The sequence below is a fragment of the Stutzerimonas sp. genome (assembly GCF_982611455.1).
Map to the genome: position 1 here is coordinate 1 of NZ_CEXBBO010000037.1, position 23,590 is coordinate 23,590.

At 58.8% G+C, this 23,590-nt stretch carries 21 protein-coding genes and 1 pseudogene; 8 read left to right on the plus strand and 14 right to left on the minus strand.

Annotated elements, in window-relative coordinates:
- The coding region (locus AC2LD7_RS18535) for a hypothetical protein (RefSeq protein ID WP_484599165.1) at nucleotides 1-484 on the plus strand (484 nt) is incomplete at its 5' end.
- Between the two features lie 92 nt (nucleotides 485-576).
- Here AC2LD7_RS18535 and AC2LD7_RS18540 read toward each other — a convergent pair.
- The 3 genes and pseudogenes from AC2LD7_RS18540 to AC2LD7_RS18550 all read right to left on the minus strand — a co-directional run.
- A pseudogene (locus AC2LD7_RS18540) lies at nucleotides 577-744 on the minus strand (transcription elongation factor GreB); the annotation flags it as partial.
- A 48-nt stretch (nucleotides 745-792) separates the two neighbouring features.
- Nucleotides 793-3,294 (minus strand): ABC transporter permease, encoded by a 2,502-nt coding sequence (locus AC2LD7_RS18545; RefSeq protein ID WP_484599166.1) that lies wholly within the window; start codon nucleotides 3,292-3,294, stop codon nucleotides 793-795.
- Complete coding sequence (locus tag AC2LD7_RS18550; RefSeq protein WP_484599167.1) at nucleotides 3,291-3,977, minus strand: ABC transporter ATP-binding protein; 687 nt, start codon at nucleotides 3,975-3,977, stop codon at nucleotides 3,291-3,293. Before AC2LD7_RS18550 ends, AC2LD7_RS18545 begins: the two co-directional genes overlap by 4 nt.
- Before the next feature lie 10 nt (nucleotides 3,978-3,987).
- Here AC2LD7_RS18550 and AC2LD7_RS18555 point away from each other — a divergent pair, with 10 nt between their 5' ends.
- The 3 genes from AC2LD7_RS18555 (at nucleotide 3,988) to AC2LD7_RS18565 (ending at nucleotide 5,956) form a co-directional block, all read left to right on the plus strand.
- Nucleotides 3,988-4,593: an arylesterase gene (locus AC2LD7_RS18555; RefSeq protein ID WP_484599168.1), complete on the plus strand. Its 606-nt coding sequence runs from the start codon at nucleotides 3,988-3,990 to the stop codon at nucleotides 4,591-4,593.
- A 44-nt stretch (nucleotides 4,594-4,637) separates the two neighbouring features.
- Entirely contained in the window at nucleotides 4,638-4,919 is a 282-nt protein-coding gene (locus AC2LD7_RS18560) for a hypothetical protein (RefSeq protein WP_484599169.1), read from the plus strand.
- Between the two features lie 71 nt (nucleotides 4,920-4,990).
- Nucleotides 4,991-5,956 carry a L,D-transpeptidase family protein gene (locus AC2LD7_RS18565; RefSeq protein WP_484599170.1) on the plus strand — a complete coding sequence of 322 codons (966 nt, stop codon included), beginning with the start codon at nucleotides 4,991-4,993 and terminating at the stop codon, nucleotides 5,954-5,956.
- A gap of 86 nt (nucleotides 5,957-6,042) precedes the next feature.
- Here the strand turns inward: AC2LD7_RS18565 and AC2LD7_RS18570 are convergent, their stop codons facing one another.
- Nucleotides 6,043-6,297: an Lpp/OprI family alanine-zipper lipoprotein gene (locus tag AC2LD7_RS18570; protein WP_025241419.1), complete on the minus strand. Its 255-nt coding sequence runs from the start codon at nucleotides 6,295-6,297 to the stop codon at nucleotides 6,043-6,045.
- 429 nt (nucleotides 6,298-6,726) lie between these two features.
- On the opposite strand from AC2LD7_RS18570, the gene AC2LD7_RS18575 reads away from it, so the two are divergent.
- A complete protein-coding gene (locus tag AC2LD7_RS18575; protein WP_484599171.1) occupies nucleotides 6,727-7,017 on the plus strand; it encodes a GNAT family N-acetyltransferase in 291 nt (96 codons plus the stop codon).
- Nucleotides 7,018-7,047: 30 nt separating this feature from the next.
- On the opposite strand, the gene AC2LD7_RS18580 is transcribed toward AC2LD7_RS18575, so the two are convergent.
- Nucleotides 7,048-8,124, minus strand: coding sequence for a 3-deoxy-7-phosphoheptulonate synthase (locus AC2LD7_RS18580; protein ID WP_484599172.1), 1,077 nt, complete (start codon nucleotides 8,122-8,124; stop codon nucleotides 7,048-7,050).
- A 271-nt stretch (nucleotides 8,125-8,395) separates the two neighbouring features.
- Between AC2LD7_RS18580 and AC2LD7_RS18585 the strand changes: the two genes are divergently transcribed.
- On the plus strand, nucleotides 8,396-9,349 hold the full coding sequence (locus tag AC2LD7_RS18585) for a putative 2-dehydropantoate 2-reductase (RefSeq protein WP_484599173.1): 954 nt from the start codon (nucleotides 8,396-8,398) through the stop codon (nucleotides 9,347-9,349).
- Between the two features lie 329 nt (nucleotides 9,350-9,678).
- On the plus strand, nucleotides 9,679-10,653 hold the full coding sequence (cysB, locus tag AC2LD7_RS18590) for an HTH-type transcriptional regulator CysB (protein ID WP_484599174.1): 975 nt from the start codon (nucleotides 9,679-9,681) through the stop codon (nucleotides 10,651-10,653).
- Between the two features lie 129 nt (nucleotides 10,654-10,782).
- Here the strand turns inward: cysB and AC2LD7_RS18595 are convergent, their stop codons facing one another.
- Nucleotides 10,783-11,517, minus strand: coding sequence for a phosphoadenylyl-sulfate reductase (locus AC2LD7_RS18595; RefSeq protein ID WP_484599175.1), 735 nt, complete (start codon nucleotides 11,515-11,517; stop codon nucleotides 10,783-10,785).
- A gap of 187 nt (nucleotides 11,518-11,704) precedes the next feature.
- On the opposite strand from AC2LD7_RS18595, the gene thrH reads away from it, so the two are divergent.
- A complete protein-coding gene (gene thrH, locus AC2LD7_RS18600) occupies nucleotides 11,705-12,322 on the plus strand; it encodes a bifunctional phosphoserine phosphatase/homoserine phosphotransferase ThrH (RefSeq protein ID WP_484599176.1) in 618 nt (205 codons plus the stop codon).
- A gap of 100 nt (nucleotides 12,323-12,422) precedes the next feature.
- Here thrH and AC2LD7_RS18605 read toward each other — a convergent pair whose 3' ends face one another.
- The 8 genes from AC2LD7_RS18605 to rloA form a co-directional block, all read right to left on the minus strand.
- The gene (locus AC2LD7_RS18605; protein WP_484599177.1) at nucleotides 12,423-13,244 is read right to left on the minus strand and encodes a DUF7281 domain-containing protein; all 822 of its coding nucleotides are present in this window, start codon (nucleotides 13,242-13,244) and stop codon (nucleotides 12,423-12,425) included.
- Nucleotides 13,232-14,452 (minus strand): phosphoenolpyruvate carboxylase, encoded by a 1,221-nt coding sequence (locus AC2LD7_RS18610; RefSeq protein WP_484599178.1) that lies wholly within the window; start codon nucleotides 14,450-14,452, stop codon nucleotides 13,232-13,234. Before AC2LD7_RS18610 ends, AC2LD7_RS18605 begins: the two co-directional genes overlap by 13 nt.
- Nucleotides 14,449-15,090, minus strand: a complete 642-nt coding sequence (locus AC2LD7_RS18615) for a hypothetical protein (RefSeq protein WP_484599179.1) — start codon at nucleotides 15,088-15,090, stop codon at nucleotides 14,449-14,451. Before AC2LD7_RS18615 ends, AC2LD7_RS18610 begins: the two co-directional genes overlap by 4 nt.
- Complete coding sequence (locus AC2LD7_RS18620) at nucleotides 15,091-18,765, minus strand: ATP-binding protein (RefSeq protein ID WP_484599180.1); 3,675 nt, start codon at nucleotides 18,763-18,765, stop codon at nucleotides 15,091-15,093. It lies immediately after the preceding gene.
- Nucleotides 18,766-18,895: 130 nt separating this feature from the next.
- Complete coding sequence (pabB, locus tag AC2LD7_RS18625) at nucleotides 18,896-20,251, minus strand: aminodeoxychorismate synthase component I (RefSeq protein WP_484599181.1); 1,356 nt, start codon at nucleotides 20,249-20,251, stop codon at nucleotides 18,896-18,898.
- A gap of 48 nt (nucleotides 20,252-20,299) precedes the next feature.
- Entirely contained in the window at nucleotides 20,300-21,283 is a 984-nt protein-coding gene (locus tag AC2LD7_RS18630) for an alpha-L-glutamate ligase-like protein (RefSeq protein ID WP_484599182.1), read from the minus strand.
- Between the two features lie 3 nt (nucleotides 21,284-21,286).
- Nucleotides 21,287-22,813 (minus strand): osmotic stress tolerance membrane protein RloB, encoded by a 1,527-nt coding sequence (gene rloB, locus AC2LD7_RS18635; protein WP_484599183.1) that lies wholly within the window; start codon nucleotides 22,811-22,813, stop codon nucleotides 21,287-21,289.
- Between the two features lie 3 nt (nucleotides 22,814-22,816).
- Nucleotides 22,817-23,353, minus strand: a complete 537-nt coding sequence (gene rloA, locus AC2LD7_RS18640; protein ID WP_484599184.1) for a retropepsin-like aspartic peptidase RloA — start codon at nucleotides 23,351-23,353, stop codon at nucleotides 22,817-22,819.
- Nucleotides 23,354-23,590: the final 237 nt, after the last annotated feature.

Below are 23,590 nucleotides of genomic sequence, written 5' to 3' on the forward strand. Positions count from 1 at the left end.
TGGAATCCGGGTATTTTGCCAAAATCTGGAAGTCTTCTTCAGAGTTTCCCTTGTTTGTTTTATCGAAAAGGAGTTCAGGCTAAGAGTTGATCAGTCAAATGTGCTTTCTGCACTCTTGAGTCATTTGGCAGAAAACTATTCCCCAAATAATATATTCTTCACTTTTTTTAATGGAGCGCAAAAAGCTGTTATGTATATTCATAAGGAAAGAATTCCAGAATATATTTCAAGGCATTGTTTTTCAAAGTTTGTTGGTGATTATATTCAGTATGTTGAAGATAATGACTATAAATTAAGTAAGACTCGGTCTTTGCCGCCTGAGATCCAATCATCTCCCTTTGAGGCCCTTTTTTCTCAACTTTATCTCAATGGACACTTCGACTGGAACCGACTGTCGGCGAAAGAGGTTGTTGCGCTTTCGATGGAAAGCATACCATTGAGGGAAGATGTTCAGGCATTGTTGATTGAGGGTGATGGGCAGTAATAGTATGTCCCTGATTCAGCATACTATTATATAAGTGTTAATTATCAATAGGTTAAATAGCAATAGTATGGAATTAGGGGTTCTTTCCCGCATTCCGCATTTTCGGAGCGATCACCTTGCGCTGCCGCTTCGCTGACGGACTGCGTCACCTGTGGTCGTCGCACATGCCAGAGTTCGTGGAGTTCGGCTCGTAGTCGCGCCTCGCCCTCTGGCGTGATCAGTGGGGTTCCGGCAGGGCGAGGTGGGCGATAACGGCTCATGAAAGATCCAGATCAGCAAGGAGACGGCACATTTTAGAAGCAGCGCGCTCAGCCTTCGCGGAGCACGTTGAGCGGACTGGCATTGAGCGCTCGACGCGTGCCAATCACACCGGCCGAACCGACCAGCAGCGCGCCGATCAATGGCAACAACAGAAGCCAGGGATGAGGTTGCCAGCGCAAGTCGAACGCAAAATGATAGAGCAGGGCGCTGACAAGCTCGCAGCCCAGTGCGGCAAGTAAGCCGCTGGCTGCGCCGAGCACGCCGAACTCAGCACGCCTGGCCCTGAGCAACAGCTTGCGCTCGGCACCCAGCGCTCGTAGCAGCGCGCCTTGATGGATACGTTCGTCTAGGGTCGCCTGCAATCCTGCGAACAATACGGCCAATCCTGCCGCCAGCACGAACATCAGCACATACTCCACCGCCAGCGAGACCTGCGCCAGAATGCTGCGCAGCTGACTGAGTAACGCCTCGACCTGCAATATGGTTGCCGAGGGGAAATCTCGCGCCAGCCGCACCAGCTCGCGATCCTTGCCGTCCGGGAGATGGAAGCTAGTCATGTATGTGGCCGGTACGTCTTGCAGTGTTTGAGGCTCGAAGATCATGTAAAAGTTGGGCTGAAAACTATCCCAATTCACCTCGCGCAGGCTCGTCACGCTGACGTCACGGGTAAGGCCGCCGACGGTGAAGCTGAGCCGGTCGCCCAGCTCGACCTGAAGGCTTTCCGCCAGCTCCGCTTCCACCGATACGCCGGGCAGCTCGCCGCGTTCACCATTCCACCAGTGGCCGGCGGTCAGGCGATTATCGGAGGGCAGGTCGCTTGCCCACGTCAGGCTTAGATCTCTGCGAATCGCTCGCTCGCCCTGGCTTTCCTTGCTGACAAGCTGGCGCACCGGCTCGCCATTGATCGCGACCAGGCGGCCCGGCACAACGGGATACAAAGGTGCGGCGTGATCCGAGAGGGTCGCGATGCGTTCGGCGAATGCATCGCGATCGGCTGGCAGAACGTTCAATACGAAGTGGTTGGGAGCGTCGTCAGGAAGCTGGTTCTGCCAGGTGTCGAGCAGTTCGCCGCGCAGCAGTGCGATCAGTGCCATGGCCAGCAAAATCAGGCCGAAGGCCAGGGACTGACCAGCCGCCGCCAAGGGGTGACGGAGCAACTGCCCGAGCCCGAGACGCCAACTCAGGGATGCGCCCGAAAGCGTTCGGCGCAGCCCCTGCAACGCGAGCAACAGCAGCCCACCGAGTATCAGCGTAGCGAGCAGACCCCCACCGAGCAGCGCGAGGGTGATTTTCAGGTCCAGGCTCAGGCGCCACATGATCAGCCCAAGGGCCACCACGGCCGCGCCGTAAACCAGCCAGGAGCTCGGTGGCACCGGCAGCATGTCGCGCCGCAGCACCCGAAGAGGCGGTACGCGCCCGAGTGCAGCCAGCGGTGGCAACGCGAAGCCGGCCAGCGCTACCAACCCAGTGGCAATACCCGCCAGAGCTGGCCAGAGAGTCGCCGGCGGTACTTCACTGACGACTAGCTCACGCAGCAGGAAAAACAGACCATGTTGCGCCGCCCAGCCCAGCAAGGCACCCGCGGCGCTTGCAACCACACCAAGATAACCAAGCTGCAGCGTGTAAAGCATCAGCGCCTCGCGCCGTGATAGCCCCAGGCAGCGCAGCAGGGCGCTGGCATCGAAGCGACGCGCGGCGAAGCGAGCGGCTGACAGCGCTACCGCAACGCCTGCGAGCAACACGGCGGCAAGGCTGGCCAGGTTCAGGTAGCGCTCGGCGCGTCCCAATGCACCGCCGATTTGACGATTGCCATCTTTGGCCGTCTCGATGCGCTGATGCGGCTGCAGCTCGGGTTTGATTGCCTGCTCATAGGCTTCCAGCTGCTCCGCCGAACCGCGCCAAAGCTCGCGATAGCGGACACGGCTACCGGGCTGAACCACGCCGGTCGCGTCGAGATCGTCGAGGTGCATCAGTACGCGTGGCGTCAGGCTGTAGAAATCACCCACACGATCCGGCTCGTAGGTCAGTACGCGGGTCAACTGCAATTGCTTGTTGCCCACGTAGATACGATCGCCGATCCGCAAATCCAGCGCGGCGAACAGTCGTGCCTCTGCCCAGGCCTCGCCTGGTTGCGGTCCCGGTCCGGGTTGTTCAGGCTGATAAGGTGCGGCTGCGCTGCGCAGTTCACCACGCAGCGGGTAGTTGCTGTCGGCCGCCTTGACGCTTGCCAGCTGCAGGTTGTCATCGGTCGCGATGACGCTGGAAAATTCCACCGCCCGAGCGTGGTCGAGCTGTAGGCGGGTGCCCGCTTCGATCTGTTCTGATTCGGCGCGCGCGCTGCCGCGCAATACCAGGTCGGCCCCGAGGAATTCGGTGGCGCGCAGCAGCATGGCATCGTTCAGGCGCGCGCCGAAATAGCCAATGGCGGTGCTTGCCGCTACCGCGATCAACAGCGCGAAGAACAGGACGCGAAGCTCTCCGCCGCGAGCGTCACGCAACAGCTGGCGCAGCGCCAGAGCAGCCAGCCGGCTGATAGGCGCGTGCTTCATCGGGCTTGCTCGTCGCACAGCTGGCGACCGCCTTCCAGGCGGAGCAGATGCTGACAGCGCTGGGCCAAGCGTTCGTCATGGGTCACCAATACCAGTGTGGTGCCGCGCTCTCGGTTCAATTCGAAAAGCAACTCGGTGATGTTTGCACCGGTGTGACTATCGAGATTGCCGGTCGGCTCGTCGGCAAACAGCACCTCGGGTTCGGCGGCGAATGCGCGGGCGACGGCGACGCGCTGCTGCTCGCCGCCGGATAGCTGTCGGGGATAGTGATGCAGGCGAGCACCCAGTCCGACTCGTTCGAGCAGCTCGCTGGCCTTCGCCTGCGCATCGCGGCGGCCATGCAGCTCGAGTGGCAGCATGACGTTCTCCAGCGCATTGAGACTGTCGAGTAATTGGAATGATTGAAAAACGAAGCCGACATGCTCAGCGCGCACCCGCGCCCGCTGGTCTTCATCCAGCTCGCCGAGCAGATGACCGGCCAGATGCACTTCGCCGGAGCTGGGTAGATCCAGGCCAGCCAGCAGGCCGAGCAGGGTCGACTTGCCGGAACCGGAGGTACCGACAATGGCCAGGCTGTCTCCTTTGTCGAGGCTCAGGGATACGTCGTCGAGTATCGCCAGCTCGCCTTCCGCGCTGGGTACCGCTTTGCTAAGGTTCCGGGCATAGAGAATGCTGGCGCTCATGGAGATTCCGATGCGAAAGTGGCTAAAAGGTGGGGTTTTGGTGCTGTTGTGCTGGGCTCAGGGAGCCTCGGCGGGGACGGTACTGGTGGTCGGGGATAGTATCAGTGCGGCTTTCGGGCTGGAAACCAGCCAGGGGTGGGTGCATTTACTCCAGCAACGCCTCGATGCAGAGACGCTGGACTATGAGGTGGTGAACGCGTCGATCAGTGGCGACACCACTGCCGGTGGGCTTTCCAGGCTGCCCACGTTGCTCGATGAGCACGAGCCGGAGGTGGTAATTCTGGAGCTTGGAGGCAATGACGGATTGCGTGGCCAGTCGCCGGCGCAATTGAAACAGAATCTTGCGGCGATGGTTGAGCAGTCGCGCCAGGCCGGCGCCAGGGTTCTGCTGCTCGGTATGCGCTTGCCGCCGAATCTGGGGCAGCGCTACACGACGGCGTTTGCCAACGCATTCGATTCGCTTGCAGAAGACGAAGAGCTGCCCTACGTGCCGTTTTTTCTCGAAGGTGTAGGAGGCGTTGCAGGGATGATGCAGGCCGATGGTGTACATCCCGTGGCCGGCGCGCAGCAACGGCTGCTGGACAACGCCTGGACGGTGCTCGAACCCTTGCTTTGAAGCGTGCGCGCGGCTACTGTCGCGACCCTCGATCGGAGCCTCAGATGCCGCGCCCAGCCTGGACCCTTTTTGCCTATCGCCTCATCGTTCCGGACGAGCAGTTCGATCTGTTCGCCTGCCGCGAGAATCGGCTGCATCTGGCGCTGCGGCAACTTGAATTGAGCGGCCAGGTCGATCGCACGCTTTGCGGCGGTTTCTTGCCTGCGCAGCCGCACTGGCAAGATCTGGAACGCTCGGTGCTCAAGGACCGGCGACTCTGTACGGCATGCCGTGAGGCGCTCAGTTCGCAGCGCAAAGGCCTTCCGTCTGCCATCAGCGCCTGGTAGCTCGGCTGCTGCTGTCCCTTCGAGTACAATCGTCAGCAACACCGATCACCCATTTCCCAAGGAAGTCCTGAATGCTCTCGCGTGCGTCTGCAGTCGCCTCTTGTGTGTCATTCGCTGCTTTGCTGTTGGCCGGACCGTGCGCGGCTCTTGAGTTGCCGTTACCTCCGGACGGCGAAGACGTGGTCGGCCAGATTCAGGTCATCAAGGCCAAGTACGAGGACACTTTCGCAGCGTTAGGCGAGACGCATGACCTCGGCTATCTGGAACTCATCGCGGCCAATCCAGGTGTGGATCCCTGGTTGCCGGGCGAGGGCACCGACATCATTCTGCCGACGCGTTTCATTCTGCCGCCGGGACCGCGTGAAGGCATTGTGATCAATCTCGCTGAGTACCGTCTGTATTACTACCCGGCAGGCAAGGGTGTCGTTCATACCTTTCCGCTAGGAATAGGTCGCGAAGGCTGGGGGTCGCCGGTGGGCGCGACCCGTATTTCGGCCATGACCAGCAATCCGGCCTGGTATCCGCCGCAGTCGATTCGTGATGAGCATGCCGCCGAAGGCGATCCGCTGCCGAAGGTCGTTCCGCCAGGGCCGGATAACCCGCTGGGCCCGTACAAGATGAGCCTGGCGCTGCCGGGATATCTCATCCACGGTTCGAACAAGAAATTCGGCATCGGCATGCGTGTTAGTCACGGTTGTTTTCGCATGCTCAATCACAACGTGTTGGAGCTGTCCGGGCTAGTCAAGGTCGGTACTCAGGTGCGGATCATTGATGAGCCGTACAAGTTCGGTGTCAGTCAAGGCAAGGTGTATCTGGAGGCCCATACGCCGCTGGAAGATGAGGATGGGCATATGACGCTCATGGACAAGCACGCAGTGGTAATCAATACACTGCTGAAGCGTGACGAGGCCGCTGGCGCACTGCAACTGGATTGGGAGATGGTTCGCGAGATCATCGCAGGCGAAGACGGTTTGCCAATTCAGATTGCCGAACAGGGTCAAGCGCTGGCCAGCAGCCACGAAGAGCCGATCTTCTGAATTGCTTGAATCGATTGGGTTGTTGTTAACCAGTTACCCATAAAAAAGCCGACCTGGTTGCAGGTCGGCTTTTTTTCGCCTGAAGCTTACTTGCGGCTGGCGCGTTCCAGCATACGCAGTGCACGCTCATTGGCTTCATCAGCAGTCTGCTGAGCCTTCTGAGCAGCTTGCATAGCCTCGTCGGCCTTGCTGTACGCTTCGTCAGCACGAGCCTGAGCACGGGCAGCGGCGTCTTCAGTCGCGGTCAGACGGGCTTCGCTTTCTTTGGTCATGCTGTTGCTGCAACCAGTAGCCAGAACTGCGGCGAAAGCCAGAGCAGAAAATTTCAGAACGTTGTTCATCGTGTTCCCCTTAAGGATGAAATCCATGGCAACTTCCGTTATGGAAAGTTGGCGCGCACATACTACCGATAAGTTGCGCTAAGTAAACGGAGGCAAGCAGCAGCTACCACAATTTTTCTGCAAGCTCATTTCTGTTTCGGCACCCATCTGGCTAAGTTGGTTGAAAAACAATCAAAGCCAGCCGTTGCACTCGTTACATGGACCGATGTCAGGGCTGAAAGTTGCACTTTGCCAAACGCTACGGCAACTGAGTAATGTATCGTCAATAGCGCTGACCGCGACGCAGTACAAACTCCAAAGCAATTGTAGCCATGTCTTGCATGGCGGTAGCATGCGCTGTCCAACTAACAAGAAACGAGGTGGGTGCGGACTCCGCATGAACCCTCTCACGACGATGACAGGGCAGGGCGAGCCTGCAAAGGAGGCGAGATGAGCGACAAGCTAACCATCCACCATGATCGGGCGGGCCATCAATTCGAGACCACCATGGACGGTTATCGCGCCTATCTGGCCTATGTCGATCTGGGTAAGCAAACCCTGGATATCTACCGGACGTTCGTGCCTGACGCACTCCGCGGTCGTGGCGTTGCCGCGGTGCTAACCCAGCATGCGCTGGATTACGCCGCGCGTGAGGGCTATACGGTGATTCCGTCTTGCTCGTACGTCGAGCGTTATATCGAACGGCAGGGCAATTCGTTGGACGCTTCCGGTAAGGAATAAAAAAACGCCGGCAAGCGGCGTTTTACTCATTTAACTGCGGGCGCGTTTGGGCAGTACGTCCTTCAGCTTGGTGTGCATGCCCAGAATAGCTTTCTCTGTTGCTTCCCAGTCGATGCAAGCATCGGTGATCGACACTCCATACTTGAGGTCCGTCAGGTCCTTGGGGATCGATTGACTGCCCCACCCTAAATGACTTTCAACCATCAGTCCGACGATGGAGTTGTTGCCCTCTAGGATCTGGTTGGCCACGTTATCCATGACCAGCGGTTGTAGCGCTGGGTCCTTGTTGGAGTTGGCGTGGCTGCAATCGACCATGATGTTGGGGCTGATGCCTGCCCGGTTCAGTTCCTGTTCGCACACGGCCACGCTGACCGAATCGTAGTTGGGCTTGCCATTGCCTCCACGCAGCACCACATGGCCGTAGGCGTTGCCCTTCGTGGTGACGATGGAGACGCCGCCCGATTGGTTTATACCGAGGAAACGGTGCGGGCTGGAAACGGATTGCAGCGCATTGATCGCGACGGTCAGGCTGCCATCGGTACCGTTCTTGAAACCCACCGCTGAAGACAGACCAGACGCCATCTCGCGATGTGTCTGGGATTCGGTGGTGCGCGCGCCGATCGCCGACCAGCTGATCAAATCTTGCAGGTACTGGGGTGAAATCGGGTCGAGTGCTTCGGTGGCCGTTGGCAAACCCATCTCAGCCAAGTCGAGCAGCAGCTTCCGACCAATATGTAGGCCATCCTGAATCTTGAATGAATCGTCCATGTATGGGTCGTTGATCAGGCCTTTCCAACCGACCGTAGTCCGCGGCTTCTCGAAATAAACCCGCATGACCAGAAACAGACTGTCGGATACCTTGCTGGCCAGAAGTTTGAGGCGCTCGGCGTATTCATGCGCGGCCTTGAGATCATGAATCGAGCAGGGGCCCACCACGACGAACAGGCGATGATCCTTGCCGTCGAGAATGTCGCGTACCACCTGACGTCCTTCCGAGACGGTTTTCAATGCGGAGGCGGTCAGCGGGATTTCGCGTTTCAACTGCTCCGGCGTGATCAGGGTCTCGTTGGAGGAAACGTTAAGGTCATCGATCGGTAAATCAGCCATCGTGTTACTCGTCAGGGTCACGGATGCCGTCCGCCAGCCATCCCGGTGCGGCGGAGCAGGGCTTAGGGGGCGCAGCGGGGAAGCGGAACCTTATCGCGTATTGCGTCGCCTCGACAATGACCTTGAAGCGGTACTTAGTGCGCCTCAACACCTTCTAGCGCCGAGGACAACCGATCGCAGCGACTGGGCTCTGCTTCGGGACGCTGATAAGGTGATGATTTACACGCGCTATTCGGTGGCGCAATACCTTACCTGTAGCTGGAGTTCTTGCATGACCGCACCTCGTCCACGAATCGGAATCATCGGCACCGGTGCCATCGGAGGTTTTTACGGGGTGATGCTCGCCCGTGCCGGCTATGACGTCCATTTTTTGCTGCGCAGTGAATACGAGACGGTGCTGGAGCATGGTCTGCAGATAAACAGTGCAGTGCACGGCTCGTTGCATCTGGATGCCGTGCAGGCCTATCGCAGTGCTGGCGATATGCCCAAATGCGATTGGCTGTTGGTTGGGGCGAAAAGCACGAGTAATCCCGAGCTTGCGCCCTTAATCGTTGAAACGGCTGCGCATGATGCAAAGGTGGTGGTGTTACAGAACGGCTTGGGAGTCGAAGACGACCTGCGTCAGGTGATGCCGAAAAACCTTCATCTGCTGGGCGGCCTCTGTTTCATTTGCGTGCACCGCTCGGCGTTGGGTGTCGTCGAGCATCAGGCGCTTGGTGGGATCAATCTTGGTTACCACTCGGGTTCGGCAAAAATACCGGAGCAACAGCAAGCTCTGGTCGACGAGGGCGTGGCGATGTTTCGCGCGGCCGGTATCGACTCCAATGCGGCCGCCAATCTGGCTCAGGCGCGCTGGCAGAAACTGGTGTGGAACATGCCGTACAACGGCCTTTCAGTCGTGTTGGGTGCCGGCACGGCGCCGTTGATGGCCAACCCGGACAGTCGAGCGCTGGTCAGGGCGATCATGCTGGAAGCCTGCGGGGCGGCGACGGCTTGTGGCTATCCGTTGCCTGACGTGCTTGTGGACCGAATGATGATGTCCACCGATCACCTGCCCAACTACCTGCCGAGCATGTACCACGACCATGCGCATGGTCGACCGATGGAGCTCGACGCCATCTATGCCGCTCCGCTGGCTGCCGCCGGGAATGCCGGTTTTGCGATGCCGAAAACCGAGGCGCTATATCAGGCGCTACGCTTTATTTCCGCGCGGGTGGAAAGCTAGGGCGATCACATAATGAATGTGTGCTTTACCGGCCGCCGGCCGGGCATTCGGGTAGTAGTGGTTTTTTGCCGGGCTGCTAAGCTCAAGCGGGGCCACTAGATCATTGCGCGCTGGCGGCTTAAAGCCAAGGATGCGATTGGAACGAAGGCCAAGCGGGGCATCTCCGGATGCGCTCGATAATCCTGGTTCACAAATATTGCAATGCGGCTACCGCGACCCTAATCGCTGACAGGCGGTACATAGGGAAATGCCCTAGAATTCTGACCTTCTGGTGCAGAAAGTTATAAAAGTAGTGATGTCAGGCGCCATTAGCCTTTTGAGGGATCTCTATGAAGCTTCAGCAACTGCGTTACATCTGGGAGGTAGCGCATCATGACCTCAATGTCTCGGCAACGGCGCAAAGCCTGTTCACGTCCCAGCCCGGCATCAGCAAGCAGATTCGACTACTGGAAGATGAGTTAGGGGTCGAGGTCTTCGCCCGCAGCGGTAAGCATCTGACCAGGGTCACTCCGGCCGGCGAGCGAATCATTACCACCGCTGGCGAAATTCTCCGCAAATGCGAAAGCATCAAGCAAATCGCTCAGGAGTTTTCCAACGAAAAACGCGGCACGCTGAGCATCGCGACGACACATACCCAGGCTCGCTACGCATTGCCGCAGGTAATCAGCGCATTCATCAAGCAATACCCGGACGTCTCCCTGCATATGCACCAGGGCACGCCGATGCAGATCGCGGAGATGGCTGCTGACGGAACCGTAGATTTCGCCATCGCTACCGAGGGGCTGGAGCTGTTTGGTGATTTGGTAATGATGCCGTGCTATCGCTGGAACCGCTGCGTTGTGGTGCCGCAGGGTCACCCACTGGCGAAGCTGGAAAAGCTCACCCTCGAAGCGTTGGCGGAACACCCAATCGTAACTTACGTATTTGGCTTTACCGGGCGTTCTAAGCTGGACGAGGCTTTCAACCACAGAGGACTTTCGCCAAAGGTCGTGTTCACCGCTGCAGATGCCGACGTCATCAAGACCTACGTGCGCCTGGGCTTGGGTGTCGGAATCGTCGCGCGAATGGCGGTCGATGCGAAGCTCGATCCAGACTTGGTAGTGCTCGACGCCAGCGATCTGTTCGAAGCCAGTGTCACTAAGATCGGCTTTCGTCGCGGGACATTCCTGCGCGGGTTCATGTGCGATTTCATCGAAACCTTCGCGCCGCATCTCGATAGGGAGATGCTCGAAAAGGCGGTGCAATGCCGCAATAAAGTTGAACTGGATGAATTATTCCAAGACGTTGAGCTACCGACTTTCTAAAGGGTGAACAAGCGAGGCGAGAAGGTGCTGGAAGCTGAACGAGATCAAGTGAGTCTATAAGCGACATCATCGGTGTCGCTGCCGTATACGTTTCGCTTCCAGCCTTCAGCGGTGTTTATCGGTGTTCAATTACGCTTTAGCGATCAAGTTACCGGCATGCAGGCCACATTCTTTCTGCGTGGACTCTTCCCACCACCAACGGCCCTCGCGTTCGTGCTGGTTCGGCAGCACGGGGCGTGTGCAGGGCTCACAACCGATGCTGATGAAGCCGCGCTCGTGCAGGCTGTTGTAGGGCACTTCCAACATGCGGATATAACCCCAGACTTCCTCGCTGGTCATCTGCGCCAAAGGATTGAACTTGTATAGCGTGTGCTCGGGCGTTGAGAACGCGCTGTCGATTTCGAGCACCGATACCTGGCTACGCGTGCCGGGGCTCTGATCGCGACGCTGGCCGGTGGCCCAGGCGCGGACGCCGGAAAGCTTGCGCCGCAGCGGCTCGATCTTGCGGATGCCGCAGCATTCGCCATGGCCGTCGCGGTAGAAACTGAACAGACCTTTTTCGTTGACCATCGGCTCGAGCAGTTTAGGGTCCGGTGTCATGATCTGGATCGGAATGCCGTAATGCTCCCGAACCTGTTCGATAAACCGGTAGGTTTCGCCGTGCAGGCGACCGGTATCCAGACTGAATACCTTGACGTTCTTGTTCAGTTTCCAGGCCATATCCACCAGCACTACGTCTTCAGCGCCACTGAACGAGATCCAGAGATCGTCGCCGAACAGATCGAAGGCGAGCTTGAGAATTTCCTGTGGGGATTTGCTGGCATAGGCGGCTGCCAGCTCGGCTACATCAATAGATTGGCTCATCAGGCGGCTTCCTTGGTTGGCGCTTGGCGCGCTCTGCTGGTCGCGGATGTTAACAAACTGGCTTTATGACTCTAAATAACGTTTGAAGCGGATCTACCACTGTTTAGGGAATAAGTGCTGCGTTGCGTCCCATGGCGACTGCCGTTAGAGTGCCGCTTCAATTTTTTTCTACTTTGAGGAGTGGCCCGTGGAAATAGCCTGTCTCGACCTGGAAGGTGTGCTGGTTCCGGAAATCTGGATCGCCTTTGCCGAGGCCACTGGAATCGAATCGCTCCGGGCGACCACGCGGGACATTCCGGACTATGACGTACTGATGAAGCAGCGGCTGCGCATTCTCGACGAGCACGGCTTGAAACTATCGGACATCCAGGCCGTCATCAGCACCTTGAAGCCATTGGAAGGTGCTATCGAATTCGTCGACTGGCTGCGTGAGCGTTTCCAGGTCGTGATTCTCTCGGATACGTTCTACGAATTTTCACAGCCGCTGATGCGTCAGCTGGGCTTCCCGACGCTGCTTTGCCATCGCTTGATCACTGACGAGTCGGGTCGCGTCGTCGATTACCAACTGCGTCAGAAAGATCCAAAACGCCAGTCTGTGATTGCGCTGAAAAGCCTGTACTACCGCGTCATTGCCGCTGGTGATTCATACAACGACACCACGATGCTCTCCGAAGCGCATGCCGGCATCCTTTTCCACGCGCCGGACAATGTCATCCGCGAGTTCCCGCAGTTTCCGGCAGTGCATACATTCGAGGCGCTTAAGCAGGAATTTATCAAGGCGTCGAATCGCACGCTGACGCTGTAAGAGTAGGGTAGGCCAGCGGCAGGCTTAGCCCACTTCAATGCTCGCCATTGTCACGCTACACAGCCCGCACCAGTGTTTTCGCCAGCCACGCATGATGTGGCTAGCGGATCACTAGCTGCAGCGGTGCATCGAATGCCAACATGTGCTGCTGCTTGATGCTGAGCCGTTGCTCGCGCATTGCCTGCCAGGCCGGCTGCCAGCCATCCAGTTGCAGCTGGTCCAGATGTTTACTCTGGCGATACTGGCGCTCGAAATGGTCGCGGTGACTTTTTTCCAAAAGTACGTTGCTGAGCGCCGGAACCAGCAGGCCACGAGCTGGCGTGCTGACAGCGATCGCCAGACCCGCCGGATCGAAATCGGGAAAGACATGCAGACTCACCGACTCGGGCAATCGTGCGATCAGCTTTCGCGCGCCGCGAGCCAGCCCGCCGTGGCCGCGGTACAACACCAATGCATCGTTGAGCGCTTCCGGGGTGCGGTAGTCCTGCCAATGGTCAAAGCTGTCCAGGTTCTCCACCAACACGAGGTTGCGGACCTGTGCGAGGGGCAGGGCTTCCAGCGGCACCCGCAAGCTGAGCTCCATAGGCAACTTCGGCAGCGGCGCGGGCAGGTTGCCCTTGACCAATACGAAGTTATCGCCCGGGCGCTCTGACCCGAGCTTGTCATCTCTGAGCTGGCGAGCGATCTCCGTGCGGCTGCCGGCAGGCGGTGGCGTTATCGGATCCCAATTCTCGATCCTGCGAAATAATGTGCGCAGTGCCTCGTAATCGGCGTCATTCAAGCGCAGTTTGCCGCCGCGCGGCTTGCCGATTTCGGCATAGCGGCGGATGTCCTGCCAGGTTGCGCTGAGTGGCACCGCAGGTAACTGGTTGAGTACCGCACGGTGAACGGCGTCGAGATGGCGTTTGCCTAGGCTAGCCACAGGGCAATGTCCCGCACGATGTAGTTGCCGCTGAAGACCGGGTGAGATTCGCCCTGCAAATCCAGCTCGAAATGGGCTTTCTGGTCGGCGGGTAGGGCTTCGTAGCCGCCGATTACCTGGTATAGCCAGGACTCCCTTTCCCAGGGTAGAGCCTGTCGTTCATGCCAGGCGAGGGCGGTGACCGGATGGCCGCTTTCGATCACGTGGCAGAGGTAGTCCTGCACCGCTTCCTGGATAGGGTTGGCCTGCACCTCGAAGCTTTCCGTCTCCTGCAGTTGCAGTTCCTCTGCTTCCGGTAGCGGGCTCAGCTGGCGCTCTGCCTGCTGCTGGGCCTTGATCTGCGCCAGCAGGGCTAGCAGCTCGGCTTCATGGTTGCTGGCATGGATGTCCACCGCAGCCGGACTCAGCGAGGCCTGGGCGAGATTGAACAGCTGCGGCAGCTGCGTATGAGCCGTGTGATTGCCGACCTGATAATCGGGTTGCTGCTCGCGATGCAGCAACCAGCCCTTGAGAAGCAGCGTGCGGCCCTGGATCTTGCGAAAGCGACCGAGCAGTTCCAGCAAGCGACCCTGGACGATGCTCAGCTCCTGAGAGCAGGCACTAACGCTGCGTTGCAGGCTGGCTACAAGAAGACGGCGCAGCTCGCGCAGGTCGCCAGCAGTCTCGGCCAGTTCATGGAAGTCGATCATTTCCAGGCCATTGAGCAGCTCACTGACTTGCGACTGAGCCAGTTCGTTCTCGCGGATCTTCGCGCCAAGGCTGCCAACGTAACCGAACTCGTTGTTGATCCGGCTCCAAAGCACACGAATGCTATGGCTCAGGCCTTCGCTGAAGCTATAGACGTGCTCGCGCAAGTCGGCCAGATACGCATCCGCGGCAGGGAAATCGCCTTGGTGGCGGGCTTCCTTGTAGTGCGCGGCCAGGGTCTTGAAGGTCGCCAGAGTCGAGCCGGTGTTAGCGTCGATCTGGCGGTTACGGTCGTCGCGCAGCGCCTCTTCGAGCAAGGCGCGCACGGCGCGACGCAGGTGTAGATCGGCTCCGGGCTCCGGACGATAGAGAATACCGTCCTTGATCAGGCGTTCCTGTACCCCAGATTCCAGGCTCTGGTCGGTCACCGAGCCGGCGAGGTAGGCATCCATGATTGGTTCCGCGTGCCGTCCGAGCTGGCGCAGGAAGCGCAAGCCGGCCTGATGCAGGTTGTTGCTCATATCAGATTGCCCTGGCTGGACGCTTCGGCGCGCTCCTCTAGTGCCAGGCCTTCGGCCTCGTCAATGAAGCGAATGACTTCATATAAGTAATCCAGCTTGCCGGTGCCCAGATAAATTTGCTTTTCGGGATTAGGGCGCAGCAGATAGCCGAGCTCGCAGAGCTTCTTGAATACCTGCTTGATCTGCGCATCCACGTTGCTGCTGGTGGAGCGAAACAGGGCGTAATGGCTGATGCGATTCAGCTGTTCGCGAAAGGCCGGTGTGTCCTCGACGATGCTTTGCAGTTCATTGAGGCGGATCGGGCTGCCCTCGGTGAGCGGGGCATCCTGGGCGCTGGCTTCCTGTACCAGCACCAGCCATTCCGTCAGTGGGGTGAGGGCATTGCAGATGTCGCGAAACTGCTGGCTGACGACACGCCGCTCGGCGTCGCCCAGATGGCGGTAGCCGCAGAAGAATACGTCACCATCCGCACTGCCACCGACCGTCGCTACCGTACGGTTGAGGGTGCTCAGGTAGTCGTCCACCTGCTCACGGTTGGCCGGGGTTTTCAGGAACCGCCAGGCCTCCTCGTTGCTGGTGCGACAGATGAATGCGCCTTGCAGCAGCTGTTCGATCACATTGCCTTTGCTGGATAACATTTAGGCCGTCTCCTCGGTCATGCGCGCTTTGAGTCGCTCGCCGATCACATCCAGGCGGGGCTTGACCACCTGTAGCTGGCGGGTCTGCCTGTTGACGATGTAGCGGTTGGCGAACAGCGACAGCACCTCGGAATCCGGGTTGGGAAAGGCACCGAGGATACGGATGGCGTTGCCGTCGCAGGCGTCGAAGATTTTCTTCACGTTGCCGTGGTGCAGCGTGCCTAGCTCGTCGATCGGCCAGTGGACCACTGCCGGCGCGCTGCCGCGTAGCAGGCGGGTGAAGGCCAGCAGGAACTTGCAGAGGATCAGATAGGCCATGCCGTGGCTGGAGGATTCGTTGAGCTGGCGGTCGGTGCGGATGACCAGATCGCTTTTGCCTTCGCGCAAACGCAGTTCGATTTCCAGCAGGCCGGCGATACCGCTGTTCAGTGCTGAGCGGCCCAGTATTTCCAAGGCGCGGCGCATGCTGCCGGTGTACTCGTCGTTGGGTAGCTCGGCGAAGCCGGTCTCTTCCCAGGCGAGGTAGGCCCGGGCGAATGCGCGCAGTTCCGGCCAGAACTCCAGTTCGGTGATGCGTGAGCGGATGGTCACCGCTGAATTGGAAACGCCATCAAGGATGAGATCCTCGCTGACTTCGCGGGTGATGCGCGCGCTCTGGCTAGCGATGCGTTTGTCGATGTCGGCAAGAATGTCAAAGAAGTTGTACAGCTCGTTGCCAAAGATTCGTCCCTGTTCGCGCAGCCCGTTTAGGCTTTGCGGCACCAGCTTGTTGAGCAGTTCGTCCAGCGCTGGTACCAAGCGGCGGTAATCCAGGCCGGGAATACCACGTTCGTTGATCAGGGTGCATTCTTCGCGGCTGCGCTCCCAGGTTTCGGCTAGGCTGGAGCCGGATTTGCTGGCGATCAAGGTATCGAAGCGCTCGACGTGCTGCTTGATGGCGCCGAGCAGGGCGTCTCGGCCATGCAGCAGTTCCTGACCCAGGCGCAGGCGCTCGTCGAGCTCGCCTTCGGCCAGTGTGCCTTCGCGCGGCAGTTTGAGTTCGCCCAGGCGACGCAGCAGGGTTTTCAGGCTGTCCAGATGTTCGCCGAGAATGCTCAAGGCCTGCAGGGTTTGTTTCTTCTGCTGTTCGAATTTTTCCCGGTTGGACTTGAACTGGCCAGTGGCGGTATCCAGACGCAGCTTGAGTTCGGAGGCCAGCACTTTCTGGCGGGTCAGCTCTTCCTGCAGCCTGGGTTTGAGTTTTAGCCAGCTCAGTGCGTACCACTCCTGGTAGCGACTGACTTCGGCGCGGCGCGCCTCGGTGTTCTTGATGCGCTGGTCCAGCGCGCGCAGGTCGGTTTTCAACTGGATCAGCTGGGCTTCGTCGACACCACGGGATTTCAGTTCGTTCTGGTACCACTGCTCGCAGGCGGCCAGCTCGGCCTTGGCCTTGTTGCGCTGTTCGGTCAGTTGCGTCTTGAGCAGGGCCAGGCGCTGTTCAAGCTCGCCGATCACCTGCTGCCAGTGGGCCAGGGTTTCCATCCGCGCTTCCTGGAACTGCGTTTCCAATTCTTCGAGGAGGTTGTCCTGTTCCAGCTGCAGTTGCTTGAGCGTATTACCCAAATCGCCGAGCTGCTTTTTCGCCTGCAAGCGGCGGTCGGCGAGGGCGGCGTCCAGGCGCTGCTTGAGCGTTGCGCGCTCTTCCTTCAAGCGCTGATGGTCGTTCTTGCGGTTTTGCAGTTCGGTGCGAGCGATCACCAGCCGGGTGTTGAGTTCGTCCAGCGCGTTGCTGGTTTCTGCCAACTGCTGCTCCGCCTGCTGATGTTGATTCTGCGCATCCTGCAGATTGTCTTCAGCCAGCTGCACGCGGTGGCGTAGCTCGGCCTCGCTGGCCGCATGCTCCGGCGTTTCCAGCATGGCGAGATCAAGATGCAGGCCATACAGGCTATCGATTGATGTCTCGCCGAGCGTCGGCTTCAGGTCGGTGCGTTGCAGCAGGGTCGGTTCGATGACCTTGCCCAATTGCAGTTCCCAGCCGGGTTGCTCGCGACGCAAGAATTCCAGAAGGGTGTGTTGGCGTGGGTAGAGCAGTTGTTCGGCTTCACCCCGTTCGCGTTGACGCTCGGCCACGCGGCGCGCGGCTTGGTTGAGCTGCTGGCTGCCGTCCTCGCGCTGGCGCAGCAACTGACGTTCCTGCTGGCTGAGAGTATCCAGCGCCTGGCTGGCTGCCTCGCGTTTGATTTCCGCCTCTTCGAGGCGGCAGTCGAAGATGTTCAGGCTGAGGGCTTCTTCCTCGGTGTAGCTGAAGCTGGCGATTTGTTGTTCCAGGCTCCGCTGTTCAAGCTGCACGGCGTGCTTCTGCTCGCGAAAGCTGGCGTCGGTTTCCTGCTGGCGGTTGCCGAAGGACTTTTCCAACTGGCTGAGGGCGCTATTCTGCTGCTGGTTGCGTGCGGCCAGTTCATCGCGCAGGTGGCTTTCCTGGCCATGCAGGCGATCCAGGGCTTCCTGCTGCTGCTCCTGGATTTCCTGTTTGCGCTCAAGATACGCGTTGTGTACGTCGGCGTGCTGCTCCGTGAGCAGGCGCAGGCGTTCCTTGAGGTGGTTCAGTTCGAGCTTCCAGCCATCGAGCTTCTCCAGATCGGCTTTGGCTTGATCGATGTTGGCGTCGAGATAAGTCTGGTACTGCTCTTCGATATGAGTGAGTTGGGTTTCGCTGCTGTCGATCGTGCCCTGGGCCTGAGACAGATCGAGAGTGAGCTCGTCGCGCTCGTCACGCCATTTTTCTTCCAGCGCCTTGAGGGCAAAGCCGGCCTGCTCCAGAGTGTTTTTTAAGTCCTCCTGACGGGCGAACAGCACTGGCTGGTCGGTGCGGTAGGCCAGCAGCAGGCCGCTCAGACGCGCCTCGCAGCTCTGCAGATCCTGATGGTCGCGCTCAAGTCGGGCGAATTCCGGGCGAATCGCGTCGAAGCCTTGGATCAGCTGGCTGTCACGAATCCAGTCCTCGACCCGCTGGGGGTTGAGGTGGGTGGTCGGCGGGGCTACGCCGTCTTCTTCGAGAATGGCTGCGACCATCGACTTGATGGTTTCCATCTTGCCTTCACGTGAGTGCACCGCGCGCACCAGTTTTTCGATATGGCGCAGGGAATGTTCGTTGGCGCACAGCGAGAACTGCCGGGCCCAGGTGCGCAGATCGCTGCGCTGGGTATCGGCGGCGAGCAGACTGCGGTCGTTCTGGATAATGGCGCGGTACTGGCGGGTATTAAGCTGGTTGGTGGTGGCCACGCCCATCTGTTTGAAGTGGCGGCCCAACTCGGCCATGTTCAGGCAGGTGATGCTATCGCCCTGGCGGCTCTTGGTGTAATCGTCGAGGTCAAACGCCTTGTGCACCAGGCGGTAGTCCACGCCCTTGCCGTCGCTGCTGGCGGCCAGCACCGCCTGGCACAACTCGCCATCCATGCGCTGGTACTCGTAAATAATGAAGCTCTGCTCGGTAGGCAGATACCAACGCTCGAAGCTGTCACGCGTGGCCGGCACGACGCGGCTCGGATACTCGCCATAGAACACCGGGACCAGGCGCTGTAGGGTGGTTTTACCGGAGGCGTTGGTTCCACAAATGTTGGTATGACCGTCCACGACCAGCTCTACCACACCCTGAAGGTGGGTATTGATCAGAATGATGCGGTTCAGGCTGGGCATAGCGTTCCTTCTATAAATGGAGCGGAGTCGCGTAACCGTGCGGTCTCTCTCGTGGGTACGTATTGGCAAGTTCGCAAAACGCTTGCCTTGGGTAGGGCGCATGCATGAAGAGAAATTTCTTCAAATCCCCCTACGACAATTCGAAAAAGGCTGATTCAAGCGCTTTCATCAAGATTTCAACCTTATCCATCGATTCCTGGTATTCAGCCTGCCAGTCCGAATCCGCGACAATTCCTCCGCCGCCCCAGCAGCTTGCCTGCCCGTCGCTTATCAGGAGCGTACGGATGGCGATCGAACTGTCCATTTCGCCCCGCACGTCGAGATAAAGCAACGAGCCGCAGTAGATCGAACGGCGGGTGGCTTCAAGCTCATCGATGATCTGCATGGCGCGGATTTTCGGCGCACCGGTTATCGATCCGCCTGGAAAGCTGCCTGCCAACAGGTCCAATGCGTCTTTGCCGGCGGCCAGGGTACCGGTAACGCTACTGACCAAGTGATGGACGTTCGGATAGCTCTCCAGTGAGAACAATTCGGGGACCCTTACGCTGCCGATTTCGCAGCTGCGGCCGAGATCGTTGCGTAGCAAGTCGACAATCATCAGGTTTTCCGCACGATCCTTCTCGCTCGCAAGCAGTACCTGGGCTTCGGCCTGGTCGGCCTGCGGATCGTGCCGACGAGGACGCGTGCCCTTAATGGGTCGGGTTTCAACAGTGCCGTCGGCGAGGCGCAGAAAGCGTTCGGGGGACAGGCTGACGATTGCGCCATTGTCCAAGGTCACAAAGCCGGAATAGGGTGTTGGACAGGCGGCGCGCAGAGCTCGATAGGCCTGCCAGGCATCACCTTCGCAGGGCGCGCGGAAGCGCTGCGCGAAGTTGACCTGATAACAGTCGCCAGCCTGAATATATTGCTGGATACGTTCGATGGCGCACTGGTATTCGGCAGGCTCCAGGTCTTCGGTAAAGGTCGAGGAAAGGCTGAAGAAACCATCCGCTGGCTGCCGCTCGGATTCAAACAGCTCGATCAGACGAGTCCGGTCGGCATCGCCAAGCTTCGGGTGAAAAACCAGATGGGTCGCTTGGCGGTGGTGATCATTGATCAGCGCCCAGGCGTACAGGCCGAACCGCGCGACAGGCAACTGCAAATCCTGCATGGCGGTCGCAGGGAGCCGCTCCAGCCGCGTGCCGAAGTCATAGCTAAGAAAGCCCAGCAGGCCGCCTGCGAAAGGAAGCTCAACATCTGCCGGTACTTCCGCTTCGCCGAGCGATCGCAAGGCGCCGCGAAGGCGTACGAAGAAGGCGGCGCCGCTTTCTGTCGCGTCGGGCTCCAGCAGGTCCATTGGCCAAGCGCTCAACAGGTCATAACGGCCGCGCTCGGCAACCGGTCGTCCTGAGTCGAGCAGTACCGCTCCGGGCGCATGGCGAATGTGCTCGAACCAATTGCCTGGATCAGGCTGATACGGAAGGGCGTGTACCGTGCAGAGGAGCATTCAAGTGTTTCGATCTGAGAGGGGCTCGGCCGTTTGGCCGAGCCTGAATCACGCGTGGGCCGGAATGTGGCCGAAGAGCTCTTGGGCGAATCGCACTCGCTCTTCAGGCGTTTCCTGGATGCCTTTTTCCTTGAGTTCCTCGATTCGGTTTTCCACTGCATGCGCCCGATGGGTCAGGCCGCAGTCATTGGCGATCTGGATGTTCAAGCCCGGGCGTGCGTTGAGTTCGAGGATCAGTGGTCCCTTTTCCTCATCAAGAACCATATCGACGCCGATATAGCCGAGACCGCACAGCTCGTAGCAACCGGCGGCGAGCTTCATGAAGCCGTCCCAGTTGGGCAACTGCACGCCGTCTACGGCGTTGGTGGTATCGGGATGCTTGGTGATCTTGTTGTTCAGCCAAGTGCCGCGCAGGGTGATGCCGGTCGCCAGATCCACGCCGACACCAATCGCGCCTTGGTGGAGGTTGGCCTTACCGCCGGATTGCCGTGTCGGCAGCCGCAGCATGGCCATGACCGGATAGCCCATCAGCACGATGATGCGGATATCCGGCACGCCTTCGTAGCTGATGCTTTTGAAGATCGGATCTGGCGTCACGCGGTATTCGATCAACGCACGGTCGCGATGTCCGCCAAGCGAATAAAGGCCGGTGAGGATATTGGAGATCTGATGCTCGATCTCTTCGTGTGTGATGATTTTTCCGGAGACCGTCCGGTAGCGGCCCTCGAAGCGATCGGCGATTACGAGAATGCCGTCGCCACCGGCGCCCTGCGCCGGCTTGACCACGAAGTCGTCATGATCCTTGACGATATCCTTGAGCTTGTCGATGTCCTTCTCGGTCTCGATGACGCCATACATCTTCGGGACATCGATGCCGGCCTCTATGGCCCGCTCCTTGGTAATGATCTTGTCATCGACGATCGGATAGAGGTTGCGCTTGTTGTACTTGAGCACGTAGTCCGCATTGCGGCGGTTGATGCCCATGATGCCCTTGGCTTCGAGGGCCTTCCACGTCTTGATCAGACCGAACATGGCTCAATCCTTCAGAAAGGCTTTGAAACGGAACAGCTCGGTCAGGCGATAGCCGCGGTAGCGACCCATCGCCAGCATGAAGCCCACCATGATCAACAGCACCGCTGGGAACGTGAATATGAAATAGGTCAGCTCCTGGATGTTCATCAGCAGGAAGGCCAGGCTCGCGGCAATCAAGGTGCCGACCGCGACTTTGAAGGCATGGCCGCCGCCGCGTTCTTCCCAGGTGATGGACAGGCGCTCGATGGTCATGGTCAGGATCACCATCGGGAACAGCGACACAGACAACCCACGTTCGAGGCCGAGCTTATGGCTGAACAGGCTGATCACGGCAATCAGTACTACGACGAAGGTCAGCACTACCGAGAGGCGCGGCAGCATCTGTAATTTGAGATGTTCCAGATACGAACGCAGGGACAAGCCGAGTGCGGTGATCAAGGTGAACAGAATGATGCCGAAGCCGATCTGAGTTTCGCGGAAGGCCAGGGCGATCAGTACCGGCGTGAAAGTGCCCAATGTCTGCAGGCCGCCGAGATTACGCAGGATCAGGATCACCAGCACGCCGATCGGGATCATGATCATGATCTGGTAGGTCTGTTGGGTCTGCAGCGGTAGGCCGTATAGCGAGTATTCGAGGAAATCCGCGTCGGTATTTTCGTCGGTCAGTTTTGCCAGGCGGATGGCGTTCATCTCGCTGCTGTTAAGCGTGAATGTCACCTGCGGATTGCGTCCGCCTTCAAGATTCAGTAGCGGCTCATCACCGGTCCACCAGACCAGACGGTCCTCCGGCAAGCCTTGTTCACCGGTTTCCGGATTGAAGTACAGCCACTTGTCACCGTTGAAGCTGCGCAGCCAGAGCTCCGGCGTTTGCGCTACGTCTGGCGACAACCGCACAGTATGAACGCGCTCCATCGGGACGTGCGCGATAGACAACAGAAGCTCCACCACGCGTGCCTTGTTCGCGGTCGCGCTGTCGCCACCGAGCAACAGCTTTACGTTGTCGTCGTTGGCATTGCTGACACGCTTGATGGCTTCGCTGATGAAGGTCTCGACATCGGCCGAATGCTGGCGGATCGGTGAAAGCAGCGCTTCGGCGGCAATTTTTTCGGCACCCTCGACCGGAATGCTGTCACGGAAGATCGGTCCGGTGGCCTTGGTCTGTTCACCGCTATAGCGTTTTGTAAGTACCAAGCGGTAGTAGAGGGTCTGGTTGCCATTGACGCGCCGCGCTGACCAGGTCACCCGACGGTTGCCGTCGGCACGGTTGATGCTCACGCCGTAGTTGTTGGAAATGAAGCTCTCGTTGAGGCTGACGAATTCCTGATTCAACGGCGGCACATACATCTGCAGCTTTACCGGTTCACGTGCACTGGCCTGAAATTCGACTTTGGCGTCGATATTCCACAGATCATCGGTTTCGTCTTCGGTAACCGGGATGCCGAGAATGAAAATCTGGTACGCGGTGATCGCGATGCCCAGCGTGACGAGTATAAAAATCAGTACTTTCAGGTGCAGGGTTAGAGCGCGCATGGGTTACTCGTCAGCGTCGGATTCGATAATGCAGCCGGGCTTGCCAGCGGCGTAAGTAAGGCTTGGGTCAACCAGGGCGCCGAAGCGAGTAAGGGCAACGGAACCGATTAAAAGTGGGTATTGGAATGCACTTCGGTCCGTGAGGTTCACTTCAATGCTGCGTTTAGCCTTGCCCATGCATAGATCGAGCTTGACAACAGGACGTGGTGTGTAGGTTTTTTCTTCTTCCGGATCGAAGTCTCCGGCGCGACGCTTGATCTTGCTGATGCGCTGCAATGGCAGCTCGATGGGGCGTTGGTGGGCCTCATCAATTGCAAGATAGAAGCGGACCCATTCTTTCCCGTTGTGTTTGAAACGCTCGATATCACGCGCGCTGATCGAGGCGGTCTGCGCGCCCGTATCGAGCTTCGCCTGCACCTCAAGCCCAAATTCAGGCAGCGCAACATGTTCATTCAGACCGTAGACGGTTTTCTCATCGGCATGGACGAATAAGGGAGAAGCCAGCAGGCAGAGCAGCAGAAGATTAGATTTGACGCTCATAGATCCAGGTGTAGTCGAGTCGGAAAGCATGGGCGTAACGGCGGCCCATGAGCTTGATGAGCGCGGCGAGACGAGCGCCAGCCGCTGCAATAATGCGGCGCATTCTAGCATGGCACTTTAAGGGGTCGCGACTAGGCTTGCACCATTGTGTATTGCTGCATTGCCTCCTTTGGCGATTAAGTGCTGCTTGTTAACTGTCGACAATCTACCTTCGTATCATTGACCCTTCGAGTGTTT